At 35.9% G+C, this 25,111-nt stretch carries 20 protein-coding genes; 4 read left to right on the forward strand and 16 right to left on the reverse strand.

Annotated features, from left to right (window positions below; genetic code table 11):
* The 3 genes from AC1DNH_RS18495 to AC1DNH_RS18505 form a co-directional block, all read left to right on the forward strand.
* Positions 1 to 206 (forward strand): hypothetical protein (locus AC1DNH_RS18495; protein ID WP_477584716.1); only part of this gene is annotated, 206 nt, incomplete at its 5' end.
* 725 nt (positions 207 to 931) lie between these two features.
* Entirely contained in the window at positions 932 to 1,630 is a 699-nt protein-coding gene (locus AC1DNH_RS18500; protein WP_477625567.1) for a ComF family protein, read from the forward strand.
* Positions 1,631 to 1,771: 141 nt separating this feature from the next.
* Entirely contained in the window at positions 1,772 to 3,064 is a 1,293-nt protein-coding gene (locus AC1DNH_RS18505; RefSeq protein WP_477584718.1) for a hypothetical protein, read from the forward strand.
* Positions 3,065 to 3,625: 561 nt separating this feature from the next.
* On the opposite strand, the gene glmS is transcribed toward AC1DNH_RS18505, so the two are convergent.
* The 3 genes from glmS to AC1DNH_RS18520 form a co-directional block, all read right to left on the reverse strand.
* Positions 3,626 to 5,464, reverse strand: coding sequence for a glutamine--fructose-6-phosphate transaminase (isomerizing) (gene glmS / locus AC1DNH_RS18510; RefSeq protein ID WP_477584719.1), 1,839 nt, complete (start codon positions 5,462 to 5,464; stop codon positions 3,626 to 3,628).
* A gap of 147 nt (positions 5,465 to 5,611) precedes the next feature.
* Entirely contained in the window at positions 5,612 to 6,883 is a 1,272-nt protein-coding gene (gene glyA, locus AC1DNH_RS18515) for a serine hydroxymethyltransferase (RefSeq protein ID WP_477609214.1), read from the reverse strand.
* 62 nt (positions 6,884 to 6,945) lie between these two features.
* Positions 6,946 to 7,689 (reverse strand): segregation and condensation protein A, encoded by a 744-nt coding sequence (locus tag AC1DNH_RS18520; RefSeq protein WP_477625568.1) that lies wholly within the window; start codon positions 7,687 to 7,689, stop codon positions 6,946 to 6,948.
* A 190-nt stretch (positions 7,690 to 7,879) separates the two neighbouring features.
* Between AC1DNH_RS18520 and dxs the strand changes: the two genes are divergently transcribed.
* Positions 7,880 to 9,808 carry a 1-deoxy-D-xylulose-5-phosphate synthase gene (gene dxs / locus AC1DNH_RS18525; protein WP_477584706.1) on the forward strand — a complete coding sequence of 643 codons (1,929 nt, stop codon included), beginning with the start codon at positions 7,880 to 7,882 and terminating at the stop codon, positions 9,806 to 9,808.
* A 239-nt stretch (positions 9,809 to 10,047) separates the two neighbouring features.
* Here the strand turns inward: dxs and AC1DNH_RS18530 are convergent, their stop codons facing one another.
* From AC1DNH_RS18530 to AC1DNH_RS18590, 13 genes are all read right to left on the reverse strand, one after another.
* Entirely contained in the window at positions 10,048 to 11,655 is a 1,608-nt protein-coding gene (locus AC1DNH_RS18530; protein ID WP_477584705.1) for a gliding motility protein RemB, read from the reverse strand.
* Positions 11,656 to 11,765: 110 nt separating this feature from the next.
* Positions 11,766 to 13,157 (reverse strand): undecaprenyl-phosphate glucose phosphotransferase, encoded by a 1,392-nt coding sequence (locus AC1DNH_RS18535; protein WP_477625569.1) that lies wholly within the window; start codon positions 13,155 to 13,157, stop codon positions 11,766 to 11,768.
* Positions 13,158 to 13,550: 393 nt separating this feature from the next.
* Positions 13,551 to 14,660 carry a DUF1972 domain-containing protein gene (locus AC1DNH_RS18540; protein ID WP_477608906.1) on the reverse strand — a complete coding sequence of 370 codons (1,110 nt, stop codon included), beginning with the start codon at positions 14,658 to 14,660 and terminating at the stop codon, positions 13,551 to 13,553.
* 351 nt (positions 14,661 to 15,011) lie between these two features.
* Entirely contained in the window at positions 15,012 to 16,115 is a 1,104-nt protein-coding gene (locus tag AC1DNH_RS18545) for a mannose-1-phosphate guanylyltransferase (RefSeq protein WP_477608908.1), read from the reverse strand.
* A gap of 72 nt (positions 16,116 to 16,187) precedes the next feature.
* Positions 16,188 to 16,880 (reverse strand): acyltransferase, encoded by a 693-nt coding sequence (locus tag AC1DNH_RS18550; protein WP_477608910.1) that lies wholly within the window; start codon positions 16,878 to 16,880, stop codon positions 16,188 to 16,190.
* Positions 16,880 to 17,992, reverse strand: coding sequence for a glycosyltransferase family 4 protein (locus tag AC1DNH_RS18555; protein ID WP_477584982.1), 1,113 nt, complete (start codon positions 17,990 to 17,992; stop codon positions 16,880 to 16,882). The genes AC1DNH_RS18550 and AC1DNH_RS18555 overlap by 1 nt, the downstream gene beginning before the upstream one ends.
* Positions 17,993 to 18,042: 50 nt before the next feature.
* A complete protein-coding gene (locus AC1DNH_RS18560; RefSeq protein ID WP_477625570.1) occupies positions 18,043 to 18,816 on the reverse strand; it encodes a glycosyltransferase family 2 protein in 774 nt (257 codons plus the stop codon).
* Positions 18,817 to 18,844: 28 nt separating this feature from the next.
* Complete coding sequence (locus AC1DNH_RS18565) at positions 18,845 to 19,396, reverse strand: acyltransferase (protein WP_477625571.1); 552 nt, start codon at positions 19,394 to 19,396, stop codon at positions 18,845 to 18,847.
* Between the two features lie 7 nt (positions 19,397 to 19,403).
* A complete protein-coding gene (locus AC1DNH_RS18570) occupies positions 19,404 to 20,639 on the reverse strand; it encodes an O-antigen ligase family protein (RefSeq protein ID WP_477625572.1) in 1,236 nt (411 codons plus the stop codon).
* Positions 20,632 to 21,924 carry a glycosyltransferase gene (locus AC1DNH_RS18575; protein ID WP_477610731.1) on the reverse strand — a complete coding sequence of 431 codons (1,293 nt, stop codon included), beginning with the start codon at positions 21,922 to 21,924 and terminating at the stop codon, positions 20,632 to 20,634. Before AC1DNH_RS18575 ends, AC1DNH_RS18570 begins: the two co-directional genes overlap by 8 nt.
* A complete protein-coding gene (locus AC1DNH_RS18580) occupies positions 21,917 to 23,269 on the reverse strand; it encodes a lipopolysaccharide biosynthesis protein (protein WP_477625573.1) in 1,353 nt (450 codons plus the stop codon). The genes AC1DNH_RS18575 and AC1DNH_RS18580 overlap by 8 nt, the downstream gene beginning before the upstream one ends.
* Before the next feature lie 5 nt (positions 23,270 to 23,274).
* Positions 23,275 to 24,417 carry a dTDP-4-amino-4,6-dideoxygalactose transaminase gene (gene rffA, locus AC1DNH_RS18585; RefSeq protein ID WP_477609312.1) on the reverse strand — a complete coding sequence of 381 codons (1,143 nt, stop codon included), beginning with the start codon at positions 24,415 to 24,417 and terminating at the stop codon, positions 23,275 to 23,277.
* Positions 24,405 to 25,109 (reverse strand): GNAT family N-acetyltransferase, encoded by a 705-nt coding sequence (locus AC1DNH_RS18590; protein ID WP_477580039.1) that lies wholly within the window; start codon positions 25,107 to 25,109, stop codon positions 24,405 to 24,407. The genes rffA and AC1DNH_RS18590 overlap by 13 nt, the downstream gene beginning before the upstream one ends.
* Positions 25,110 to 25,111: the final 2 nt, after the last annotated feature.

The following is a 25,111-nucleotide window of genomic DNA, read 5'->3' on the forward strand; positions in this document are numbered from 1 at the left end:
AAGAACTTGTTGATCTGGTAAACCTCGCGGCCGATCACTTATATATCGTTAAACTTCAGTTGCGGAAAGTCTTCTTCCTCTCTCCTGTGTTTCTGTTTATCTCAATCTTTTTTTTCTATCTTCCCGACATCCGCCGTTCCGATTCTTTTACCCTTCCTTATCGTTGGGAGTGCAAAGGTAAGGATCTTTTCCGGAATCACAAATAAAATAAATTTTATTTTTTTAACCCCCTCTTTTTCCTATTCCCCTCTTTTCAATACGCTGATGTTAACCAGCTTTCCGTCATTCCCGAACGGGCTGCAAAGGTAGCAATCTTTTCCTCTTCCGCAACATTTATTTTAAAATAAATCCCGCTCTCATTATCCCCTGCGCCATCCTTTCATTCAAAACCCTTCCTCCGAAGCGGGATGCAAAAGTAGAAAAAATTAACACTAACGCAAAGCTTTTTTACGGATCAACGAAAGGATTCTGTTAACCACATGGTTTTCAGACAGAAAAAATGTTGCAGTGGGCAAAACTTTCTGGAACAAATAATGTTTATGCACTCCCCTGCCCTTAGACTTCCGAAGTTTTTCCTGAGCTTTGGCCCTCCGAAACTTCGGAAGACCCTGCAGAATAAACCCGATTGCAATGGAAAGCCCACAGCGCAGCGAGGACTTGCAATGAAAAGCGGGAACAAACCCTCATAGTAGTACTGAACCTGCTTTCCTAAAAATCACAAACAATATACCACTAGGCAAACTTCCGAAGTTATCCTTACACCCCGCTCTTTTAAACCTCGGAAGTTATTTACTGAAATCATACCTATATAGTAGTAAGAACCTGCTTTGCTAAAAAAGATTAAAAATTCAATCTCTAGTGTTCCGAAGCCCTTTCCATCGCCTTGGCCTCTTAAACTTCGGAAATCAAAAATATTTTATAAATTAGTTAGATGCTTTTGGTTAAACAATGGACTTCTGACTTATTTGGATTACTATTTCCAAATCTATGTAATGCATGTGGCAATTCTTTGTTTCGCCACGAAGAGTTGATTTGTTTAAAATGCCTATACGACCTTCCTTTTACCGATTATCACCAACATGCAGATAATAGGGTTGCCAAGCAGTTATGGGGCCGCTTACCACTTAATGCTGCAATGGCCATGTTGTATTTTAGAAAAGGAGCGAAGGTTCAAAACTTAATCCATAACTTAAAATATAATGGCAGAACCGATGTTGGGGTACTATTAGGCAATATGCTAGGAGAACGGCTAAAAACCGGAATTCTTTATCAAGATATCAACATGGTTATCCCAGTTCCTTTACATCGTAAAAAATATAAGATTAGGGGTTATAACCAAAGTAGCTTTATTGCAAAAGGAATTGCAACACAAATGGGAATAGATATTAGTGAAGATCACCTTATCCGGACTACTTCAACGGAGAGTCAAACTAAAAAAAGCAGGTATAACCGGTATGAAAATATGAAAGATGTTTTTCAGGTAAATTCTGCTGAAGATATAATTGGTAAACATATTTTACTGGTTGACGATGTAATTACCACTGGGGCAACGCTTGAAGCCTGCGCCAATACACTCTTAGCTATTGGGGCGGCAAAAGTGAGCATTGCAGCGCTTGCCTTTGCAGAATAATTACTGTTACACGGTTTAAGCGCTATTGTAAGTAGCCAAACATTTTTCTAAGTTTGATTTATGCGTTTAAATATTGGTTTAGTGCTTTTAATTTTATTCATTGGTTCAGCTTGCCGGAAAGGGGAGCGTATAACCACAGATATGAATGCTAAACTAAACATCTCTAATAAAGAAGTATTATTTGATACCATCTTTACTTCAGTAGGATCAACAACTAAAAGAATAAAGATTGTCAACAAAAATAATGATGCGGTTAAAGTTTCCGAAATCAGATTATCAGGTGGCAATACTTCGGCTTTTAGCATTAACATTAACGGGGAGCAAACGCAGAGCAAAAATGATCTCATTATAAACGGCCGGGATTCTATAAACCTCTTTGTCAAAGTTTCGATCAATCCAAATTCAACTAACCTGCCCTTTCTGGTTCAAGATTCTATCATATTAAATACAAATGGGAATAAACAGGTAATTCAGCTTTTAGCTTATGGACAGAATGCTGTATTTGTTAACGAATCGACAATTAATGCCAATACCATCTGGACAAAAGCTCTACCCTACATTATTAATGGATCGTTAACTGTTAAGAGCGGGGGCTCACTAACGATCCAACCTGGAACTAAAATTTATTTTCACAAGGATGCAAATTTAAACATAGAAGGGAATCTAGTGGTTAATGGCAGCCTTGCTGAACCTGTACTATTTTGTAGCGATAGGCTGGAATACATATATAGTGATGAGCCTGGGCAATGGAAAGGGATTTTCTTAAAACGGACTGGATGTGGACTTATTAAAAATGCGATCATCAAAAATGCATCTGTTGGCATTACCTCCGATTCTTTGGCCATTAACAACAACCCCAAATTAATTTTAAGCAACAGTATAATTAAAAACATGCAGGTGGCGGCTTACATTGGCTACCACTCGGAACTGCTTGCATTTAATAATGTGATGTATAACTGCGGAAATTACTTAATATATGCAGTAGGGGGAGGGAATTACAACTTAAAACAGAATACTTTTGCTGGTTACAACTCAAATTTCCCGCGTAAAACTGCCTCTCTGAGTTTTTCAGATTATTTATCGGCAAATGCTTATAACAAACTTCAGGTAGATTTAACCAATAATATCATATGGGGGAGTTTAACGAATGAATTGGATATCCAAAAGAAAACGTCTGCAATAGTGCAATTCAATTTATGGAGCAATTTAATCCGATCTACCAACAGCGCTTACAGCAACAATGGCAACATTTTAAATACCGATCCTCTTTTCATTAATCAAGATCTAGAAGATTTTCGAGTATCTCCCGGTAGCATCGTCAGAAAAAAGGGAGCTGATTTAAGTACTGATCCGTATTTCTTTAATTACCTTAATCAGGATGCGAAAGGAAATGCAAGAATTTATCCCTCAACCTTAGGCAGTTACGAGAAATAATTTATTTTTTTTTATTTTCTCAAAACAAAACGGCGATAATTTCCGTTTATATATTCGAGAGCGTTAATTTAGATGGTAAGGGTCGATATTTCTTCTAAGAATATCGGCCCTTTACTTTTACCAAGATTTTAAGATTATAGGGTTGCCACTAAATTTTTAAGCTATTTTTTTTAACATCGCTTTAATCTCCAACAAGATTTATTTCTTTAGAATTTAGCATTGGTACCTATGGCAGCCTGCAGCCCCGCTTTCCCCCCTGCCGTTTTAATTCATCAATATCAAAATATATAAATTATTTGAATACGCCTATAACCAAAAAAGTGGCTACAAATTAATGCAAAGCTTTATCTATTTACCTGAGTTCGATTATTAAATTGTAAAAATAACTATCAGACAAGGTTTATTCCTAATCTCATCGTCATGCTGAACTTGTTTCAGCATCCTTTTTGGCAGGAAAGACCCTGAAATAAATTCAGGGTGACGACCGATTTAACCCAAAACTGAGTTTAGATATCAATCAGTATTTAATTATCGAATTCAGGTTATTTGTTTGTTATAAAATTATTCTACAGTTACCGATTTAGCTAAGTTTCTAGGCTGATCTACATTACAACCACGCATCACTGCAATATGATACGATAATAACTGAAGTGGAATAGTTGCTATAAGTGGTAAAAAGGCTTCATTAGCATCAGGAATTTCGATACAGTAATCGGCCATTTTCTTCACCTCCGTGTCTCCCTGGGTTACAATCGCAATCACTTTACCTTTTCTTGCTTTTACTTCTTGTATATTGCTGATCACTTTTTCGTATGATGAATTCTGCGTAGCAATAAAAACCACCGGCATTTCTTCATCAATTAAAGCGATAGGCCCATGCTTCATTTCTGCTGCAGGATAACCCTCTGCATGGATGTAAGAAATTTCCTTAAGCTTTAAGGCACCTTCTAAGGCCACAGGGAAACCACTACCTCTTCCCAAGAACAAACAGTTGGTAGAATCTTTGATCTTTTCTGCAACTTCTTTGATCAGATCGTTCGATTCTAAAGCAACCTGAATTTTTTCAGGGATATGGTCCAGTTCGGTTAAAAGCTCGATTAATTTTGAGGTGGTAATGGTTCCTTTTTGCTGCGCCATGTAAAAGGCCATCAAGGTTAGAACCGTTACCTGGGCAGTAAATGCTTTTGTTGAAGCTACGCCAATTTCTGGACCAGCATGGGTGTAAACGCCGGCATGGGTTAAACGCGGGATGGAAGCCCCCGCAACATTACAGATCCCAAAAATAGTTGCTCCACGTTCTTTAGCCATCTCGATGGCCGCCATGGTATCAGCAGTTTCGCCGGATTGTGAAATGGCAATTACCACATCTTTTTCGGTGATAATTGGATTTCTATACCTGAATTCTGAAGCATACTCCACCTCTACAGGTATACGGGCATATTCTTCGATCAGGTATTCGCCAACCAAACCTGCATGCCACGATGTTCCGCAGGCCACAATAATGATCCGGTCTATATTTTTTAATTTCTCTGCAAATTCTTTGATCCCGCCAAGCTGAACTTTTCCTTCTTCAGGATAAATACGTCCACGCATACAATCTTTAATTGAACGTGGCTGCTCATAAATTTCTTTAAGCATAAAGTGATCAAAGCCACCCTTCTCCAACATCTCTAGTTTTAGCTGTAGCTCTTGAATTAAAGGGGTTTGCACTACGTTATCCAATTGTTTAACTAAAAGGTCATTTTTGGTAATCAGGGCGATTTCGCCATCCTTTAAATAAATTACGGTTTTAGTATACTCAATAATCGGGGTAGCATCAGAGGCAATAAAATATTCTCCTGCTCCAACGCCAATTACCATCGGACTTCCTTTCCTCGCAGCAATTAAACGATCAGGGTGTTCTTTATCCATAATCACGATGGCGTAGGCACCGTTCACTTCCTGCAAAGCCAAACGAACTGCTTCTAAAAGATCAATATTTTCAATTTCCTGGATTTCTTCAATCAGGTGAATTAATACCTCTGTATCCGTATCGCTTTTAAACTCGTGGCCACGACTAGTCAATTCTTCTTTTAAGGTGGCGTAGTTTTCGATAATTCCATTATGGATAATAGACAGCTTCCCGCCATTTGATGTGTGGGGATGAGAGTTTCGATCGGAAGGCACGCCATGAGTTGCCCATCGCGTATGTCCCATACCAATTGTACCACACTTATCTTTGTCTTCTGCATATTCTTCTAAAACAGCTACTTTTCCAGCCTTTTTATAAATATGCTGACCACTATCGTTCATCAGTGCAATACCAGCACTATCATAACCCCGGTATTCTAATCTTTTAAGACCTTTCAATACAATTGGCCAGGCTTCTCTGTAGCCAATATAGCCTACTATTCCACACATAAGTTACATCATTTTATTGGTCAAATATATAAAACAAACGTTTGTTTTGCATCATTAGGGCGAAAAACTTACTTCACAAAAAAAAGCAGTTACAAATTAATGTAACTGCTTGTCTTATTGCCACTCTAGCCGAGTGAGTGTATAATTTTATTTATATAATGGGAAAGCACTTACCAACTTAATCACCTCAGCTTTTACACTATTTAGGTTAGCTTCATCTTCCGGATTGGTTAAAACCTGGTCGATTAAATCTACAATCTTCTGCATTTCAGTCTCTTTTAAACCGCGGGTAGTAATTGCGGCAGTACCTACACGGATACCTGAAGTTACAAATGGCGATTTATCATCGAAAGGAACCATGTTTTTGTTCACTGTAATTTCTGCTTTCTCTAAAGCATTTTCAGCTACTTTACCAGTAATATTTTTATTTCGAAGATCGATCAGCATCAAGTGGTTATCTGTGCCACCAGAAATAATGCCATATCCTTTAGCTACAAATGCTTTGGCCATTGCCTGTGCATTAGCTGCAACTTGTTTAATGTACGTTCCGTACTCCTCGCTTAAAGCTTCGCCAAAAGCAATTGCTTTAGCCGCAATAATATGCTCTAACGGACCACCTTGTGTACCAGGGAAAACCGCCATATCGAGCAGGTTACTCATTAAACGGGTTTCACCTTTAGGTGTTTTTAATCCCCATGGATTTTCGAAATCCTGTCCCATCATAATCATACCCCCACGTGGGCCACGTAAAGTTTTGTGGGTTGTAGTGGTTACAATATGGCAATGTGGAAGTGGGTTAGCCAACAATCCTTTTGCGATTAAACCTGCAGGGTGAGAAATATCGGCCAAAACCAAAGCACCGATTTTATCAGCTACTGCACGGATAAAAGCGTAATCCCACTCGCGGGAATAAGCAGATGCACCGCAGATAATTAATTTAGGTTTTTCGGCTAAAGCAACTTCTTCTAATTTTTTATAGTCAATTAATCCGGTTTCTTTTTCTACCCCATAAAATAAAGGCTGATATAGTTTACCCGAAAAGTTAACAGGCGAGCCATGCGTTAAGTGACCTCCATGAGAAAGATCAAATCCCAATATTTTATCGCCTGGCTGCAAAACGGCAAGCATTACTGCTGCGTTAGCTTGTGCGCCAGAGTGCGGCTGAACGTTTACCCATGCTGCACCGAACAACTCTTTTGCTCTATCGATAGCAATTTGCTCTACTACATCCACTACCTGGCAACCGCCATAGTAACGTTTTCCTGGTAAGCCTTCAGCATATTTATTGGTTAGTACCGATCCGGCAGCTTCCATTACCTGCTTGCTTACAAAGTTTTCTGATGCAATAAGCTCTAAACCATGCTCTTGGCGGTTTAACTCCTTATCAATAAGTTCAAAAATTTGGTTGTCGCGTGTCATCATTATATGAGGTTTGTATTTTTTTTGCAAAAGTAAGAAATTCAAATTTAATTTAGGCCGTATTAGGATAATGCTTTCACATTAAAGTTGTTAAAGCCGCTCCCAATGGTTATCTCTATGATTTGTTGCTGCAACATTTCTAAAATAGCCAGGAAATTATAAACGAAATGCACTTTATTATCCGAATTTTTAAGCACTAAAGCAAAATCGATCTGTTTATTGATATCGAGCAAATTCGCAATAAAGTGTTTTTGCTGCTCGATAGTGTAAGGATATTGTACCACGGTGTGTTTAACCTCTTCGCTGCGCAGCTCATATTTCTGCATCGTTCGGTGGTAAACGGTTAAAAGTTTATAGAGATCCAATGATAAAAGTTCATCCTGATGACTGGAAGATGCAGCGGCCAGGGTTAAATCATATGCAATATTACCCCGCTGATCTTGTTTAAACCGTTCCTCTTCAAAAACTTTCATTTCTTCTGCTGCAGATTTAAACTGCTTATAGGCGATAAGCCTTGCAATAAGGTCTTGTTCAGCATTAATTTCATTTCCGGCTTCATCAACCTCAATCCTTGGCAAAAGCATTTTAGATTTAATGCGCATCAACGTTGCAGCCACTAAGATAAATTCGCTGGCAACTTCTACATTTAAAGCTAGGAGCTGATGGATATAGGCCAAAAAGTCGTTGGTGATTTTGGCAATCTCCACATCCTGGATATTAAGTTCATCCCGCTCTATAAAGAACAGCAACAAATCGAAGGGCCCTTCGAATACCGGAAGTTTTATTTCAAAATTCTCTGCCTGCATGTGAAGAGACAAACATAATGAAAATTTTTAGTCCCAAACAATCTTAACCGTTAAACCCTACCCCTTAACCTGCATCCGCTAAGCCCTCACCGCCAACCGCTTAACGCTCAATAATAAACCACTATTTTTCTCTTCTATATTAAAACAAATTTGCCTTACTTTGTATCTTGTTTTTTACCATAAATTTCGAATGCAAGTAAAAGCTGGCCCCCTATTATCTAAAATCAACTATCCCGCTGATTTAAAGCAATATAGCGATTCTGACTTAGAACAAATAAGCCAGGAATTACGACAGTATATCATTGATGTTGTTAGTGTTAACGGTGGCCATTTTGGCGCCAGTTTAGGTGTTGTTGAATTAACAGTAGCCTTACACTATGCATTAAATACCCCTTACGATAAGTTGGTTTGGGATGTAGGCCACCAGGCATACGGACATAAAATATTAACCGGCCGTAGGGATTTATTCCATACCAATCGTGTATACGGCGGTATTAGCGGTTTCCCAAAAATTTCGGAAAGTGAGTATGATACCTTTGGTGTAGGCCATTCTTCTACTTCCATTTCGGCCGCTTTGGGTATGGCGGTGGCTTCGCAATTAAAAGGCGAAACAGACAGACAGCATGTGGCTGTTATCGGTGATGGCGCCATGACAGCTGGTTTAGCTTTTGAAGGATTAAACCATGCAGGGATCGAAAACAGCAATGTGCTGGTAATCCTGAATGATAACTGCATGTCTATCGATCCGAATGTGGGTGCACTTAAGGAATATTTAACCAGCATCACCATTTCAAAATCGTACAACCGTTTCCGTGATGATATTTCTCATGTACTCGCAGGGCTTTCTAAACTAGGCCCTAACGCACATAAGTACGTTAAGAAAATTGAGAAAAGCATTAAAGGAACCTTACTTAAACAAAGTAATTTATTTGAAGCTTTAAACTTTAGGTATTTCGGTCCTGTTGACGGGCACGATGTAAAACGTTTAGCGCAGACCATAAAAGATTTATCTGCTATTCCTGGCCCTAAGCTTTTACACTGTATTACCGTAAAAGGTAAAGGTTTTGCACTGGCAGAAAAAGATCAGACCAAGTGGCATGCTCCAGGTCTTTTCGATAAGATTACCGGCGAAATCAAAAAAAGTATTCCAGACAAGCCACAACCACCAAAATACCAGGATGTTTTCGGACATACCATGGTCGAGCTGGCTGAGGCGAACGATAAAATTGTAGGTATTACACCTGCTATGCCATCAGGATCATCGTTAAATATTATGATGAAAGCGATGCCAAAACGTGCATTCGATGTAGGTATCGCAGAGCAACATGCCGTGACTTTCTCGGCTGGCCTGGCCACTCAAGGATTGGTTCCGTTTTGCAATATTTATTCAAGCTTTATGCAAAGGGCCTACGATCAGGTGATTCATGATGTAGCCATTCAAAAATTGAACGTAGTATTTTGTTTGGATAGGGCAGGCTTAGCAGGTGCTGATGGTGCGACACACCATGGCGCATATGATATTGCTTACATGCGTTGTATCCCGAATTTAGTGATCTCTTCTCCAATGAACGAAGAAGAATTGCGTAACCTGATGTTTACTGCCCAACAAGAAAATGTGGGGCCGTTTGTAATCCGTTATCCTCGTGGTAATGGTGTAATGCCCGATTGGAAACGACCATTCAAAGCATTAGAAATTGGCAAAGGACGTAAGATCTGTGATGGTGAAGATGTAGCCCTATTAACTATTGGTCACGTGGGTAACTTTGCCGTTGAGGCACGAGCCGAGTTAAACAGCGAAGGTTTTTATCCTGCCCACTACGATTTACGTTTTGTAAAGCCTTTAGATGAGCAATTACTACATGAAGTATTTGCTAAGTATAAACATGTAATCACCGTAGAAGATGGTTCATTACCTGGAGGAGTAGGTTCTGCAATATTAGAATTTATGGCCGATCATGGTTATAGCGCAAATGTAATCCGTTTAGGTATTCCAGATCAGTTTATCGAACATGGCGAACAGGCCGAGCTTTGGGCCGAATGCGGTTATGATAAAAACGCAATTGTAGCGGCAGTAAGAAAAGTTGCCATCAAAAGAACAACCGATAGTATGGCAGGGTAGAAACTTGTCGTATTACTTGTCATTCTGAGGGGGTTTTTAAGTATTAGTGTCGTCACCCTGAATTCATTTCAGGGTCTTAATAGCAGGAAAGATGCTGAAATAAATTCAGCATGACTATCGCGTGAGGTGAAGCGGCTGTAAAACACCAACTATATTCAAATATTAATCGAACTCAGGTTAATTAACAAAAAAGCCTCAGCTAACAAATAACTGAGGCTCTTTTTATATCATGTAGTTTATTAAAAATCAGAATACAAATTCCTGAACGAACTCCGTAAACCGAAAGTAATCAATCCGGTAGTATTTTTACCTAAATTGTTACTTTCTCTCCTAACCACACCACCTAGTTCTAAGCGTAGGTTGTATTTCGGATTAACTACATAAGCTACTTTTCCTTCAGCATAAAAAAGGTCTGTGCGAATCCCTTGAGTGGTGTAATTCCCAATAGGCTGTACCGCGTCAGTATATGGCTCGAAAATATTCTTACCATAGTTCTGCCCAGCGATATCCAGACCATACTTAGCATACATCAGTTCGCCGCTAAAATCAAAACGTTTGTAAGAATAGTTTAATAAACTAACAAGCTCTCTAAAGTTAGCACCAAAAGGATGTGCTAGAGGCTCATTATAGTTGGCGTAATTGCCAATACGGGTTCTGGAAGAAAATGTGTAGGGTTTAGCTGTATTGTATTCCAATAAATAGTTTAATCCTTCAACATGAAATACATCCGCGCCTCTCAATCCCAATTGCCAACCATATTTATTTCTGGAACTGCCAGAGCTGGAAAAGAAACTTTTAGCTTCAAATTCATCCAGCGAAAATTGTCCATAGGCAACCAGTTCCTTCGCAAATTTATATTTACCAGTAAAACCCAGCAGAGCATTGTCTGGAGAGCCACTAGAAGCTTCTACGGGCCTTAAGAAGATGATGGGATTTGCATAGCCCCAATCAAATCCTCTTCTATTTCCAGCATCATCTGTTTGTGCCCAAATAATAGAGTCGAAAAATCCAATCGATAATTTATTGTTGACGTTCCAATCGAGGTAATGAAAAATCCCTCCTTTTTTACGGTTACCGGCATCGTAAGATAGTTTGGTCGCACCCGGATCCTGCATTGAAGTCCACATAGCCATATACTGTACATTACCTAAATTTCCTGTAAGTTTTAAAAAGGGCGCCGGAGAAGAAAAATCGGATAATAATAATGACCGGTACCCATCACCGATAAAGGTTTTATCATAACCCGCCGTAATATTCAAATATTTTATAGGAGTATAAGATATAGTAGCAGTTACGTAAGACCAATCTAAAGAAGTTTTGCCTCCATTAAAACCATAAGCGCGGTTAAAAGATTGCCCTGGAACTACGCCACTAGTTTTCACATAATCATTATAATATTTAGAGAATTGTCCCTGATTTTCAAAGCCACTGGTGTAAAAGGAGAATTTTTTTCCAACTGTTCCACCAACCTGATAACCCCGTGTATTTAACCAAACATTTTGTTTGCCCGAAAAATCCCTACCGATCTGAAAATCTGGCAAAAAATCAGCATATACTGTAAAATCTTCTTTCTGTATGTCTAGTAAATGTTCCTGAAATAATTTTCTCGATACCCACGATTTTCTAGTTGAGTCTGTTCCGATGCTTAACAACAACCTACTTCTATCTCGCAATAAACTATCATCAATAAAAAAAGGTTTTAAAGAGCTGTGAATCCGTGTATTTGGATTATAAATCTCGCTACTCAGCTTCTGGTAGAATTGATAAGAGTAAGGTTGATAAACGGCTTGAGCTTTTAATTTGTGAACGGAAACGACTAAAAACAGCAGTAATAAGATTTTCTTCATTTGGTAAATTTTTAATTCAAACGGCAAAGAACGTTATTAATTATGAAATTAACGATCCTCTCCAAACTTCGATAAAAGAAAAAGCCCTTTAGGGCTTTCTTTATATTTATTTAAAATGCATTCTCTTCACCTTTGGCCATATTAATCACGGTCATAAAAATAATCTTAACATCCAGCATAGCACTCCAGTTTTCCAAGTACCAAATATCGTGTTCTACCCGCTTTACCATTTTGTAATCTTCCTTCGTTTCACCACGGTAACCGTTTACTTGTGCCCAACCTGTAATACCTGGTTTTAAAAAGTGGCGAACCATAAATTGATCTACAATACCTTTGTACTGTTCGGTATGGCTCAACATATGTGGTCGGGGCCCCACCACACTCATGTGCCCCATAAATACATTAAAGAATTGTGGCAGCTCATCTAAGCTTGATCTCCTAAGGAATTTACCTATCGATGTAATACGATCATCATTTTTACTCGCCTGCCGTTTATCACTGTCAGCATTCATGCGCATGCTTCTAAATTTAAAACACCAGAAAGGCTCATCGTCCCGGCCACTTCTCAATTGCTTAAATAGTACTGGGCCTTTACTTTGCATTTTAATTAACAAAGCAATAATGGGATATAACCAACTTAGCACGAATAGAATAACCAGGCCACTAAATACCACATCAATTGCACGTTTCTTAAATCGGTTGTGTATTTTCTCTAAAGGCTCAGAGCGTAATGAAATTACTGGAAATTCGTTACCCAAATAACTTACCGTATAAGGTGACAATAAGGCGCCACTAATATCCGGAATAAACTTTAAGCGCACACATTGACGTTCTGCCTCTTCTGTTAATAATGCCATATCAGCCATCCTTTCTGGAGCGATGGTCACATAAATATCTTTAATCCCTTTATCAACCGCCATTTTAAATTGACGGCCTACAACATCAGAAATTTGACCATTCCGATCTAGGTAATCTTCTGGCATATCATTGATAAACCCATGAAATTCGATATAACGTTGTTTCTCAAAATAACTGGCCAATTGCAAACCTGTAGGATTATTCCCCATAATGGCTACAGATTTAACACCTCGTAAATGATTAAATAGTAAAAACTGAAACGAGGTCCCAATAAAACGGTTCACTAAAAATAGAATGGCCAGCATACCATAAAAAATCACCAGAAAAGATCTCGAGAAATCATTTTGTTTAGAAAAGAAAAGGTAAATAGAAAACAACACTGCATGTAAAACCACACTTTTCCAAGTTCCGCGATAGATTCGCTCAATCCTACGCGACCCATATTCGCTATAAAGTCCAAAACTTGTAGTGCTCACAATCCAGATCAGATTACACACCACGATATAATGCCATTGTAATTCAGAACTTACGGCTTTACCCATATAAGCGGTAAATTCGTAGGCAAAAAAGTACACAATATTGACCATAATCAGGTCAGTTATTGGTAAAATATATTTAAGTATAAATAAGTAACGTGTTTGCATAGGCTTAAAGGGAAGACTTAAACATTTATCCTCTGTTTTTGTTTTAAGTGAATCGTAATGAACAAAATTAATGCCTAAAACCTGAACGCAAAGTTAAATAAACATTAACAAATTAAAAACCAATATTTTTTTACAATATAAACTTAATAATAAGCATTATAAAGAAGAATATTTATGAGCTAATAAATAGTCGACTAATTCAACTTTTCTGTAGATTCATAGAAATTGTATTCTCTTCTTTGAAATACTTATCTATAGAACCAAATCCTTTAATTGGCAAGGACAGATTATTTGTCGTACCATTCCTCTCTTAGGGATCTTAACTGAGACAATAATTTGCTTATAGATAGGAATCATTTTAATATTTATGACAATTATTGACGTGGTCAAATATTAAGACACTTTTTTCTTAGCATTATAAATATCTATAAAATGGGCTTCATATTGACTTATAATATTATCCCAGGAGAATGTTTCATTGATTTTAAATTCGTTCCTAGTTATTAAATTCAAATTATCTTGCTTTTTAACCTTTCTCAGTACATCGCAAACATCATTTTGGTTTCTAAAGTAAAATGCATCGGCACCTAAAATCGATTCGTTGAAAATGTTTTGGTTTGCGACAACTAGTGATTGAGAAGCCATAGCTTCAAGTAATGAAGGGTTTGTTCCCCCCACAGTATGACCATGGAAATATAAGTTAGAAAAATGCCTTAGGTTATTTAAAATATTAATGTCGTAAATCCCTCCAACAAAACAGATATTTTTAAAATGTTTAAATTTATCTTTTAAGTAAGTTCCAAACTTAGTATTGTGTTTTCCAACTACCAAAAATTTGCTAGACTGATTGGCCATCACCACACCATCTAAAATTATCTCAATACTGTTCTCAGGTTCCAACCTTGCAATTAACATATTATATTCAAACGGTTTAACATCATATTTTATAATTAACTCTTCATTTGGGATTTTAAAAATGTCTGCCCCATAAGGTATATAGAGGGAATTTTTGCTATATGTTTCTCTTAAGTAGTCTTGAATCCCAATTGAATCAGATATCAAATAATCACTAAACTTAATACCTAATTTTTCAGCATATTTAAGAAATTTTTTAACCTTTGGAGAAAATTTGGTTCTTTTCCACTCCAGTCCATCTACATTTGTTGTGATTATTGATGTCCTACGAGGCAAAAGCCAACCCCAAATAGAGCTACTGGTGTAACCAAGTTGTAGTATGATATCAAATTTTCTAATTCTACTGTCTAGTATACAATTAAAATCGTATATAAACTGTCCTATTGTCCCAATTTTATCTTCCGGATCATAGCGATGAATCAATTCAACTCCATTCCAAGTCCTTTCTTGAAATGGATGTTTATGAGAATTGTAAACACTAACGGCATGTCCTCTCTTGGTAAGTCCAATAGAGAGATATTCCGCAAACTGCTCAAATCCGCCATAGTGATTTGGTATTCCTCTTGTTCCAATAATTCCTATATTCATTGTATATTATACTTCCTTTATATCGATAGACACTTAGCCTACTACTTCTGTTAACTATGCACGAGTTGTTACCTATTCCACTGTACGGTTATTAACGAGCATATAAAATAAATTTCAAGATCAACATCTATTTCGCTTTCACAGGTTTAGTAAGAAAATTTAAACATATTCTCGTCCTTTTGTTTTAACAATTATAACAAAAGTTAATATTCATATTATGTAAAGCAAAAAAGATTGCAGAAACAAAAAGTGTCTTCATCCACGCAAATAGTTGATTAATACGTCTAATTTAAACCCTAAAAAAGACTATAATAAACGAGAAACTACCTATTTCTCGATATCTTATAAGTGCTAAGCATATTTACTCCCGTGATCGTTAACCATATCCTTAGCCACTTGCTTAATTTCTTGTTCTTCCGATTTTGGATAAATCAAAAGCACATCACCATCATCAACAACAATGTAGTTATCTAATCCTCTTATTACCGCTGCTTTGTCATTGGGTAAGTGTATAATGCAATTGTTCGTATCTTTCAAATTAATCTTTTCTAAGTTTACCATGTTGTTAGCAGCATCTTTTTCGCCAACCGCGTGTAAAGATGCCCAGGTGCCTAAGTCCGACCAGCCAATATCAGCAGGTATAGTGTATACATTATCTGCTTTTTCCAGTATCGCATAATCAATAGAAATATTAGGGCTTAATGGATAATTTTCGGTAATAAATTTGGCTTCATCAACTGTATTATAAAAGAGCAAACCGCTTTCAAATACTGTAGTAATTTCCGGAGCATGCTTTTCAAATGCTTTCTTCAACGAACTTGCTGACCAGATAAATATGCCTGCATTCCAAACACAATCGCCACTTTTTAAATATTCCTCAGCTTTAGTCAAAATAGGTTTCTCCATAAAGGCATTTACTTTTTTAATTTCATCTGGTACACCTTGATTCTCGATACTCAAATCTTGATACTTAATGTAACCATAGCCCGTATCTGGTCTCGTCGGTGTAATGCCTAGGGTCAATAAGGCATTATTTTTCGAACTGAAATCCAATGCCCCTTCAATCTTCTCCAAAAACACCTCTTCCTTTAAAATCAAGTGATCGGAAGGTGCAACAACAATATTTGCCTTTGGATTTAGTTTCGAAATCTTATAAGTAGCATATGCAATACAAGGCGCCGTATTATTCCGGCTTGGCTCCAACAAGATATTCCGCTGCAAGATGGCTGGCAACTGTTCGGTAACCAAATCAAAATAACCTTCATTCGTCAATATGTAAATCTGATCATTTGGACATATCTTTAAAAAACGTTCATAGGTGAGTTGTAACAGAGATTTGCCAATTCCTAAAATATCAATAAACTGTTTTGGGAAATGGTTACGACTTTTGGGCCAAAATCGAGAACCAACTCCCCCCGCCATAATAAGAACATAGGTATTTTTATTAAAATTCATATTTTTACTTCAGGTAAATGCAATTGCAATGCTAATTTGAATAAAATGCGTTTTTTTTTAAATCATTATAACCTAGGCCCCTCTATTTTTTATTATTTTGGCGGGAATCCCTCCTATTATTACTTTTCCTGGAAAAGATTTGGTTACAACACTTCCTGCGGCTACGACAGTGCCGGAACCAATAGTTACACCAGCTAAAATTGTTACACCAGAGCCTATCCAACAATTGCTTTCAATCCGTACTTCAGACCGTGTAACGCCTTGATTTTTAATCAACTCAGTATCATCAGAAAAGTTATGATTTTCAGAAAAAATTTTAACATATGGGCCAATAATCACATTTTCACCAATATCTATCCCACCTTGGCCTGCTAAGTATGCAAAAGCATTAATGCCAGTACCATCGCCAATCTTTATGCCAATCCCTTGGTGGGCAATGACATGTGATCCCATTAAAACAGAATTTCTTCCAATTGAAACATTATTACCTATATTGATCCCTTCTAAAGAAATTGCATTAATATAGACCCGATCATCGAGGATTAGATTGTCTCCAGCGGAAACCTTATATGCATGTTTTATTTTAACTCCCTGACCTATAAATAATAGGCCTTTTGTCCGTTTAAAAAAAAATCTTCTATAACCTCCTCTAAGCATCTGTTTCAACCTTTCAAAAGAAACCACAATTATATCCCTTACAGTATATTTACTTTCCCATCTGTAATTAGGGTCTTTTTTTAGCTTCCGTATAATCTTTTCGATCATTAGCTTTTTTCCATTATAAATTTTAAAATATTCTCCGCGGACTTTTGCCAAGTAAAATGATTTGCATGTGCTAACGCCCTGCCAGCCATTAAATTATAATATTTTTCATCTTGCAACAACGTATTGGTTTTCATTGCAATATCCATTGGATCGTCAGGATCTATGTAAACAGCTCCATCACCACAAACTTCTGGCAATGATGTTCTATCCGAAACAACAACTGGAACTCTACATTTCATAGCTTCCAGTGGAGGCATACCAAAACCCTCGGCGTAGGACGGGAAGCAAAATACCTTTGCAAGAGCATAAATAAGAGGAAGATCTGCTTGTGGGACATAACCAGAAAAAGAAATCCTATCCAATAAGTTATTGTCTAGAATACATTTTTCTATATCCTCATTTTTAAACTCTCTTTCTCCAACAATTAAAAGTTTTACAGATTCGTCTATATGTATAAAGGCTCTAATCAAATTCAATAAGTTTTTTCTAATATTGATTCGCCCAACGTATAGAACGAATTTATCTGGCAAATTATATCTCTTTTTTATTGATCTTATACTTTCTACGTTATATTTGTCTAGCGGCATAAAATTATCATTTACTCCATGATATACCACAGCCGTATTTTGGTCTTCAGCAATATGATGTTTTAAGATCCTCGTTTTCTCTGAGTTAGAAATAGTGATTACATAATCTGAACGTTTCGCTAACAGACTCATTGGCTTATAGTACAATAACTCAACAGGGCTGTAAAACTGGGGGTAATCTAAAAAAAGTACATCGTGAACAAATGCTATTTTTTTCCATTTACTTTTCCCATAATTTGCAAAGTTTTGATATAGTATAAAATTCAAGTTATACTTTTTAACCACAAATGGAACAATTATCAAATTGGAAAGTAAATTTGGCTTAGCATATACAGGGATAAGTTTGGCTTTGCCTCTAAACAATTCTTCAGCTTGATCTATATTTTTACTGCTGACAATAAGAAAAAGTTCAATATGATTATTGTTAATTTTAATTAATTCATCAACCAAATTTCTAACAACCACCTTTCCGCTAGGTGGGCCATCAAAATACCATTTCGCATCAATCCCAACTTTGATCTTCATCTGCTTTAATATAATATAATCGTTTTCAAAAAATTATCAATCTATGGCTATCACTTCTTTAGATAGACATTTAAACCAATCTTTCTAAAGCAATTCTTCACAACAAACTTCAGTTTGTAATAACATTCATTAAACTTGGAAGAAATATAGCTTGCTCCACCCGTTTCTGTCGCCGCTTGGAAATGTTCTGTAATAGCGGCAATTGAATCACTTGCACCTCCCTCACTCATTTTAACTGTAACCTCATCCATAAAGGCTGCATTTAATTTATCCTTTGCTCTTAAAAGTAACTCGTAATCTCCGCAAATTCTGTATCTTATATCATAGACTCCGTAAATGTCAAATAATTTTTTCTTTGAATGTAACGACCCAGGATGTGAAACAGTCATTTCTTTAAGAAATAAAGGCCACTGCCAGGGGAAGCCCCCTGTCCTAATAATTTTCCCTTTGAGATCAATCATTTGTCTTTTGGAAGAAACGTATTCTAAAGAATCCAAATTAGACTGCATTGCTAAAAAATTTTGATATTTTGACAACGCTGTTGGTAATAATATATCATCTGCACCCAAAAACATTATCCAATCTCCGCTAGCTCTTAAAACGCCTTTATTCCATGCATCATAAATACCCTTATCTGGTTCGCTGATCCATTCGGTTATATAATTTCTATATTTATTTATAATATCCATTGTATTATCTTTCGAACAACCGTCAACAATAATGAATTCAAAATTATCACTATCTTGAATTATAATACTTTGTATTAAAGACTCAAGTGTTTTTCCTGCATTATATGTTGCCGTTATTATAGAAATTTTGTTCATCAATTTTATTATTTAGTCATTTGATTTACTAGATTATTGGGCAGATATCATTCCCCAAATTATAGCTTAACTTTTTATTTCTAACCGAAATTACCTTTGCAGGAATTCCACCGACTACTGTGTAAGGCTGAACATCTTTTGTCACCACAGAACCTGCTGCTACAACAGCACCGTATCCAATTTTAACTCCTGGAAGAATAACCGCTCTGGAACATATCCAACAATAATCTTCAATAACTACACGATCTCCTATGGTATCGAAAAATTCGCTATTGTAATCGTGATGTAATGTCCATATCATAACATCATTGCTTAAGTTTACATTAGAACCAATTATCAGACCTTTTCTTGCATCAAGCAATGCATTGTGGCCGATTAATGTGCTGTTACCAATTTCCAATTTCCATGGACTTCTGATTTCAAAACCTCTATAAAGCCCAACCTTTTTGCCGATTTTTGCGCCTAAACACCTCATTAACAAAATTCTTAAATTATGGAAGGGTAAAAGTGCTATAGCTCCACAAAAAATGTATACTGCTGCGAAAGCATACTTCATAAAAGTGGTTTTCATATTTTCCATTTACTAATTAAGTTAATTTAATTGATTGTTTACCGGTTATCTTATTGAGCTTCTGCTCAAATATTATTGCCGAGAAAGGGAACATTAAAAAAAATGATGTGTAGGTTATCGGTTCAGCAAAGAAAGTAAAACATAATATAATAAAGAAAACTATACGCTCTAGCTTTACACCAACAAATTTATTCTTATAAAAAAGAATAAATAAAAGCAATCCAGCTGGTAATCCAAACCAAGCAAATACATCCATTATCCCATTAACAAATCCTCCAGAAATTGAGCCAATAATATCTAGAGTTCTGGCCCCAAAAAGTCTGACTTCGATAGCAGTAACATATGGTTTAGTAAAGAGATAAGATTCGTTAAATAAGCCATGTCCCATTAGTGGTTTTTCCTTTATAAGCTCCCATCCAATATAGAAATCTCTATAACGAGCGAGACCTGAAAGGTTTTCGCCTCCAAGTTTATCATTAATGTTCTCGAGTATAAAAACTAAAAAACTAGAAAAAAATACGGTAAGCCCCACTAACGTCATCACAAATTTCTTTCTTGTTTTAAGATTTGATAGTACAAAGTATAAGTAGTTTACTGCTAAACAAAAATATCCCGATGTAGAATATGTTGTCAACACAGTTATTACTATGATTAGCAAAAACCAATCTGGCCGACGCGTTCTAATGGCATAAAACAAAAAAATGTTCAACATTAATTGCAACAGCCCCGGCTCCCAAAGAATCCCCGTATTTCTAGCAACATCATTATTATCAACAGTTACATAGAAACAAAACATAAATGTCCTGTAAGGATAATTGAAAGAAACTTCTTGAAATAGTACGGGTATCGTTAAATATAATAGATAACCAGCCAATGAGTGTAAAAAAATGAAGTGTAAACACCGAATAAAATCATTTTGCAATCTATAAATACCGGCTTTTTTATACGATAACAAGAATATATAGGTCTCTATAACCAAACAACATTGGAAAATTAAATTAGATAATTCAAACGCGGGATTGACGCTAAAATTAACTATTAAAAACAATAATATTCCACAAATAATGAGAAGGTGTTTTGCTGTAAGATATTGAAACCCATTCCGAGCAAGAAAAAGCACAACAACAGCGATTATGGTTCCCTTTTTTTCAAAAATAGGTATTCCACAACTTTGAAAAATTATTAAAAAAAATACAATTGCCCCAGGTGTTAATGTGGGCAATAACTCTCTAAAAAATGTTTTTCTAAGCATATCCTTTAATAGAATTATATGCAGATAAAATATTTGCAGAAAAGGCATTGTATGAAGATTTTTCTAATGCTGTATTTCTACAGTTTAAATCCATTAGTTTTTTTTCCTCTGGATTCATTTCTAATATGTTTCGAATTCCATTCATTAATCCTTCGACATTGAATATCGGAACCTTAAACCCATTGAATCCATTTGTTATCATTTCATTTGCATTGCCCGTCTCAAAAGCGACTACCGGAACACCAGACATGAGCGATTGTATAGTCATCATTGGTCCCGCGTCCTCAATGGAGGGGCAAATAAATAGATCCACTGCCCTAAATGCTATGGGTAAATCCTCCTGACTTAGCCACCCTAATTGAAAAATAGGATAAGGAATCATTTCCTGTATGTTATCTTTTATGGCTCCGGCCATAACTATTACAATCCTATCATTCAAAGTTTCATCAGATGAATTCTTCAGTAGTTGCAGCGCTTCAATGAGAAAAAGCATTCCTTTTCTCCTTTCAGTTAAGGATAGCGCTCCAAAAAAAATTATCTTTTTATCAAGTGGCAACAGAAATTTACTCCTTGATTTTTCGACATCCCCTGGGTAGAAAAGATTTTCATTGATCACCAAATCAATGTTAAATTTATTTTTTCCCTTGTACAAGAAGCTTTTATTGATTACACTCAACATATATTTCCCACCAATGGGATAAATCTCTGTTTTATCAATAAATTCTTTCTTGTAATTCATATTTTTAAATGTAGCATCATGGGGATCATTCGAATATAATCCAGGGCAATTCCCGCACAGCTTCGTGAACCCCTCACAATCCCAAAAATAGTGGCAGCCTCCCGTAAGAGGATCCATATCTACGGGGAATAAAATAACAGGCGCTCTTGTCTTATTATATAGCTCGTAGATATTCTCTTCGTTGAGAAAAAAATGAGGGAACAGATAAATGATTAAATCTGGTTTTTTAGAAATTTTTGACAAAACATTTTTTGTAGAAATTTTCTTCTTAGAATAGCTCAGATCAAAAATATAATAATCAAAGTTTGATTTAATCTTCTTGCCAAAAAGTGCAAATATTTTATTTTTAAGCTTAACCAGCTTTGATTCGAATTGATTATAAACAGATTTTACTCCAGGTTCAAACTTAGGGTCATAGAATTTGGTAATCAATTCGGCATAGTGGCCTTTTTGATTTAATGAATTGATGATATCAAGAGCAAGAATCCCTGAATGAGAATATGGCGGGGTCCCCGACAAAAGTAGAATATTAAGTTTCTTACTCATTCCAAATTCCTTCCGCTTTACCTTTCAATATTTTATTCACCTGCATAGGAGCCCACCAAGCTGTACTTACCAAAGGTAACAAAGATTGGCCCCAAATTAACCCTGCTAGCCCAAAATGCCGACCAACGTAAAGTGATAATGGAATGTTCAAAAGCGCTATTATTATAGCGCTGATTAATTGGATCTTTAACTTTCCAATTCCATTTAACAATTGGGAGTGCAAGCTTCCCCAAGTATTCACGATCGTAAAAAAAGCCATTCCTGATGTCAGCACTAAAGGAATGGTAACAGAATCCTTAATCCAAATCTGGTAAACATAAGGTGAAATAATTACCAAACATATTGAAAGTAAAAGTAGCAAAACCCAAGCTTTTCTTAATTTGTTTAAAACACCTTTCATCCATTGTATGTCTTGCTTGGCATATGCATCTGTAAAGGCGATCCAAAATGGTGCAATTAAAATGGTAAAAACCATTGGTACTACCGCTAGATATTTATAAGATATATTATAGATTGTCACTTCATTTGGACCAAATAACTGTATAATTATAATATTATTTGTTTCATAAATAATTATAACTACAATCTGAATAACAAAAAATTTCAATCCAATTGACATCAAATCCTTCGCATACTTAAACTTAACATATTTAAATTTTGGCGAATATTCTTTGAGATCTCTCGAAAAATACCAGCACGTCGATACAAGAAGTATAAAAATTTGTCCTCCCCCAAGAGCATAACCTAGTGTAATTAGTGATCCATCGCCAAATTTAGTTAGTAAGAACACCAGAGCTAAAACCAGTAATTGTCCAAGCATATCAAAAAAAGAAGATAACGCTGGTTTTTGAATTGCAGAGAGCAGAGTTGTTATTAACTTTAAAACGAATTGAAATGCGAAACTAGAAAATACAATGATTGCCAGCGTACTCAGTTCCCCACTTAAATACCTTGGCGCATTAAGTATTTTACTCCAGTCTAAAAAAATATTTATGAAAAAAAATATGATTAATAAAAGTAATGTTATGATCGTTAAAATAGCATAAGTAGTACTGACATAAACCTTTGCCAAATCTTTTCTATCTTTTGCAAGTGATTCGGCAAATTTATTTTTCATGCCGTTGCCAAAGCCAATATCAAAGAAGCTAGCCCAAGCAATAATTGAGGAAATAGTTACCCATATCCCATAACGTTCGGGACTAACATAATTAATTGTAAGAGGCACAAGTACAAGCCCCACTAAAATACTTATACCTTTAATTACTAGCATTGCCAAAATATTCTTTTTAGCTTTTATGCTTCTTTCATGCCCCTTACTAAAAAAATCTTTAATTTTGGTTAGCATTTGCTTTAAATATGTCTATAAAACTCAATTATCGTATCTGAAATTAAGTCTACATCGTCATTAGTCAATTCATAAAAAAGAGGTAGTCGAAGTAAACAATCAGTATATCTATCTGAATTTGCCAATTCAGGGCTTTTATACCGACTACTATAAAACGGAGATTTATGCAACGATAAATAATGAAACACCGACAAGATTCCTTTCTCTTTCAGTGCTGAAATAAGTCTTGACCGCTCCTCTAAAGAATTGCAAACTAGATAAAACATATGAGCGTTGTTAGTTGCATAATCAGGGATATAAGGCAATTGCACCCCACGCTCTTCTAATTTATTCAACAAAGAATAATATTGATTCCAAATCTGCTTACGTCTAAATTGAATTTCGTCTAAATTTTCCAGCTGTGCATATAAAAATGCCGCAATAATATCAGAGGGCAAAAATGACGATCCAATATCTACCCATCCATATTTATCTACCTCTCCTCTAAAGAACTGAGACCTATTTGTTCCTTTTTCTCTAATAATTTCAGCCCTTTCAGAAAATTTCTCATCATTTATTGCCAGCAGACCACCCTCTCCAGATATTATATTTTTAGTTTCATGAAATGAAAAAGCTGACAGATGGCCAATTCCGCCGAGTGGACTTCCTTTATAGTATGAATCTATAGCTTGGGCAGCATCTTCCACTACATATAAATTATATTTCTTCGCCAAAGCCATGATCTCATCCATATCGCAGGCTATTCCGGCATAATGCACCGGGATAATTACTTTTGTTCGATCTGTAATTAATGCCTCTATTTGTTTTATATCAATATTAGGATTCTCAGCACAGCTATCCGCGAAAACAATTTTGGCTCCACGCAAAACAAATGCATTTACGGTAGACACAAATGTATAGGAAGGTGCAATAATCTCGTCACCAGGCTTAATATCAATTAGTATTGATGCCATTTCCAAGGCATCCGTACATGATGTTGTTAATAGAGTTTTCTTGAAGTGGTATTTTTGTTCAAAAAAAGTGTGACACTTTTTCGTAAAGACACCATCACCAGAGATTTTTCCAGATAAAACTGCTTGATATAGATAATGGTTTTCTTTCCCCGTTAAAAACGGTTTATTAAAAGGAATTTTTTTTATTTCTTCCATAAATGAAATATGTATTCTAATTTATCCAAACTGTAGCCCATTTTTTCATATAAGTTACAAGCAGGAATGTTATCTAATTGAGTAACTATAGTTGCTTCTTTGACACTGTTTTCTTTATACCACTGATCAGCCATCAAAAGTAAATCGACACCAATTTTTTTCCCTCTATATTTTTCATCAACGGCAATAAGACCAATATTCCCTGCATATTCGGTTTTTTTCAAGGTTATAAAACCCACTTCGTTATTTGTAGGATCAACTGCAACTAATACTTCATCGGCTAATTCTCTGCTTAAAGATTTATCAATCCAAGTTCTATAGAGCCTTTCGTAGTTATAGTTTAAATTTCTATCTAAATTAAATCTCGAATATTTACCGCTTTGATAAACCATTTTTTCAAGATTAGAACTCAAATTTATTGCAGAATTAAAAGATAAATTATTAGTAAATTCTTTTTGATCAAAAAAAGATGATTTTTTGTAAGTTACTTTCTTGTCGTATAAGAGAGCGCCAAGGTTAGTAATATTCTTAATCAAACTAGGATTTGGCTCCGAAGCTACTATATAAATTAAATCGGCATTTAAATCTTGAATTTCAGTCTTTTCCTCGTCTGTAAAGTTATTATTTAGAGTAGCTTTATAAATTTTCTTGGAAAAAAAATTTGAATCCCATTCTACTAATTTACAAATCATTG

Source organism: Pedobacter sp. 01N310 (assembly GCF_056399805.1).